This window comes from Actinomadura sp. KC06 (genome assembly GCF_004348735.1).
GTDB lineage: Bacteria > Actinomycetota > Actinomycetes > Streptosporangiales > Streptosporangiaceae > Spirillospora.
Window position 1 is genome coordinate 1 of the sequence record NZ_SMKT01000353.1, and the last position, 2,590, is coordinate 2,590.

General features: G+C 71.4%; 1 protein-coding gene. It reads right to left on the reverse strand.

Annotated elements, in window-relative coordinates; genetic code table 11:
• Positions 1–361: 361 nt before the first annotated feature.
• Complete coding sequence (locus E1287_RS42900) at positions 362–2,341, reverse strand: ComEC/Rec2 family competence protein (protein ID WP_243719841.1); 1,980 nt, start codon at positions 2,339–2,341, stop codon at positions 362–364.
• Positions 2,342–2,590 lie beyond the last annotated feature (249 nt).

A 2,590-nucleotide genomic window follows, 5' to 3' on the forward strand; every position in this document is an offset into this window, starting at 1 on the left:
CTCCGGCCTCACGGCCTGGTCCTGGCCCTGTTCAACGGACTCGTCCACGGTCGCGGACGGCTCGGCGGTCTCGGTCATGTGGCGTCTCTTCCTTGATCGTTAGATCCGCCGTTATTTGTACAGTCCCCCACCTGGTCTCGTCTCGGTTTGTGCTGAAAGGCGTAGCCCTGTCCGTGCCGTTGGATCGTAGCGGTGGGCTTCGGGGCAAGTGGTTGGCGGGAGCACTTGTGCTGACCGTGTCGGTTGTCGTCTGGGTCTGCTGGGCCGGTGTGCCGGGCGTCCGTGCGGTCGTGGGGGTGGGCGAGAGGAGTGGCTTTGGTTGGGTCATGGGGCGGGCCGGTGGGGTGTTTGTGGTGCGGGGCTACGGGGTGTGGCTGGGGACGGTTGCTATGCCGGTTCTGGTGCGGATTATGGCTATGTCTCCTTCCTTGTCGGTGCGGTGGATTCGGGTGTGGAGGTTGTGCAGGAGTCTGAGGGTCGTTGGGGACGGGTGGCCGTAGTCGTTGTGTTCGCCGACCGAGATCAGGGAGACGGCGGCGTGGGTGGCGGCTAGGAAGCGGTGGTCCTGGCTGCGGGATCCGTGGTGGGGGACCTTCAGGACGTGGACGGGCGGAACGGCGGGTTCCAGGGCGCGTTGGGCTTCGGCTTCGATGTCGCCGGCGAGGAGGGCGCTGAAGCCGGGCTTGCGGGCGACAAGGACCACGCTTGCGTTGTTGATCGTGGTGCCGTCGTCCTCGGGTGATAGGGAAGGGCCGACGGCCGACGGGGCGAGGATCGAGAGGGTCAGATCGCCTATGTGCCATTGCTGACCGGCTTGGGCGGGCTGGGTCGGCAGGCCGTGGGTGAGGCGTGCTTCGCGGCCGGACGTGCGAGGTGTCGTCAGGATCGTGTGGACGGCGCGGTCGCGCCGGACGCCGGACGTGCCGTTGATGTGGTCGGCGTGCGGGTGGGTCAGGATGAGGAGCGGGACGTCCGTGATGTGGAGGCGTCTCAGGCATCGGTCGACCGACGCGGGGTCTGGGCCGGTGTCCACGACGACGGCCTGGCCGGGGCCCGTTGACAGGGCGAGGGCGTCGCCTTGGCCGACGTCGCAGGCGACCATCTGCCAGCCTGGCGGGGGCCAGCCGGGGGCCGTCACGCGCTGGACGAGGACGGCGATCAGGATGCCGGTCATGGCCGCGGCCGCGATCAGGCGGAGGCGGCGGCTGCGGAGGATCAGGACGGCGACTCCGGCGGATAGGAGGAGGGTCGCGGCGCCAAGGCCGCCGGTCGTCCACGGGATGGTGGCGTAGGGCAGGGCGGCGGCGGTGCGGGCGACGCGGATGATCCAGCCGACGGCCAGGCCGGCGGGCCACACGATCAGCTGGGCGAGGGGCAGTGAGAGGGGCGCGGTGGCTGCCGCGAGGGCGCCCAGGAGGGTGGCGGGGGCGACGGCGGGAGCGGCCAGCAGGTTCGCGAACACCGACACGACGCCCACTTCGCCGGAGAGCATGACCAGGACCGGGGCCACGGCGAGTTGGGCGGCGGCCGCGACGGCCAGGGCGTCGGCGAGGGGGCCGGGCAGGCGGCGCGCCAGCCGTTCGCGCCACGGCGGCGCCAGGACGAGCAGGCCCGCGGTCGCCAGGACCGACAGCGCGAACCCGTACGAGCGGGCGAGCCCGGGGTCGATCAGGACGAGGAGGAGGACGGCGGCGGCCAGGGCCGGGACGCCCTGACGCTGCCGTCCGGTGAACAGGGCCAGCATGCCGATGAGGCCCATGACCGCCGCTCGGAGGACGCTCGGTTCCGGGCGGGCGACCACGATGAAGGCGAGCACCGCGAAGACGGCGACGGGAGGGGCGCGCCGCCTGCCGAGGCCGGCGAGCCGGCACAGCCCGAGGACGGCTCCAATGACGATCGCCAGGTTCGCGCCCGAGACGACCAGGAGATGAGTCAGCCCGGCGGCACGGAAGTCGTCGGCCAAGGCGGGGTCGAGGAGGGAGGTGTCGCCGACGACCATGCCGGGCAGGACGCCGCGCTGGTCGGGCGGGAGCCGCGACGACGCGGCCCGCAGCCTCGCCCGCACATGCTCGGCGGCGCGCTGGATCGTGGACGGCGGCCCGAGGACGGCGGGCGGTCCCCGGACGATCACCACCGCGGCGAGCAGGTCGGTGCCGCGAGGCGAGACGAACCGGCCGTGGAGGCGTACCCGCTGGCTGGGGACGAGGTGAAGCCATCGGTCGTCACTTGCGATCAGAAGGGCCGGGACGCGGACCTTGGCCCTCGGAACCGCCTCCACCCGCGCCCGGATGATGATCGTTCGGCGGCCGTCGCCGGGTTTCGCCTGGGGGTCGCTCGTCACTACCGCCTCTGCGGTGGCGGTACGGCCGTGGCGAGCGAGGTCACGGACTGGGCCTGTGTCGACGGCCGTAGCGCGTAGTGCCACTCCTGTCGCCGATGCCGCGACGCATATGAGGATGACTCCGATAAGGCCACGCCGCACAGGCCATCGTTGTGACCCGTTGGTGGCAGAGGAGGGGTGAGCGGCTGTGGCGGAACGGTTGTGTGGATAAATATCTTATACAATCTCCGAGCCCGCGAGACACTGAGC